Here is a 906-nt window from a genome sequence, read left to right as displayed (position 1 = left end):
CACTCCCCCATACAGCACAAGCCCATCTGCCAACGGTATCCTCATCTCCCCGTCCAGCATCTGCACCGACAGGTTCGGGATATATTTCCCGATCAACTTTGCTACCTTGTCTGCATACTCCAGCTGTTCTTCTGCATCAAGCGCCATGAACTCCTCTTCCCCCAGAAGCTCGTCACCGAGCTGCTTGTTCAGCACCTTCGCTATGAGGATCTCCTGCCTTTCCTTTTCGATCTTCGCAAACAGCTGCAGATTTACCGGCACTATGACATATTCGTTCGTTGCCCCATCGTAGCCCACAGAAGACATGGCCAATATGGCGGATGCCAGCACCTTCTGCATGCGCTGTGCTCCCTCATATATGCCTGACGTGGCTATCAGCATCTCGCCAATCTTCTCGATATTTTCCCTGTACTCCTCTATGATCTCATAAAGGGTTTCCAGCTCCTCACGATAGGAATTGGCGATACGCTGATAGCCGCTCATATCCGTATAGACAGCCCCAGGGCGTCCCCCCATAGAGACCATGCTCCGTATCGTTTCTATGATATAGGTCAGCGTGGAATTAAGCTGGTCATAATGCGCTTTCAAAGCCTCATGCTCGCTTTTCCACTTATCTTCGTCCACGGTCATTCCGTCTGAAAAATACTGGCGGAGGCAGCCTCCGTACGCATCGTTTGCCTCCATCATCTCAGAACAAAAGCCGGCGATTCCCTCTGCTACGGGCTGATGCACCTGCCCGATATAGCTCTTATGATTGTCATATGCCGCACTTTGAAGGCCGGCCTCTCCTTCAAAAGACCGGAACGCCTTGCCAAGCGTGCCGCTTTTCATCCAGACATCCGACAGGTATCTGTTCATGGAATCGAGTTCCGACAGTACCGTTCCTACATTCATCTTTACGCCCAT

General features: G+C 51.7%; 1 protein-coding gene. It reads right to left on the bottom strand.

What is annotated here, in order from left to right; genetic code table 11:
• The coding region (locus HMPREF0980_RS19225) for a hypothetical protein (RefSeq protein ID WP_198146336.1) at window positions 1-906 on the bottom strand (906 nt) is incomplete at both ends.

Origin of the sequence: Dorea sp. D27, assembly GCF_001185345.1 — a bacterium.
GTDB lineage: Bacteria > Bacillota > Clostridia > Lachnospirales > Lachnospiraceae > Extibacter.
Note: the sequence above shows the minus strand (reverse complement) of the source record. Positions and strands in the feature narration are given on the sequence as shown.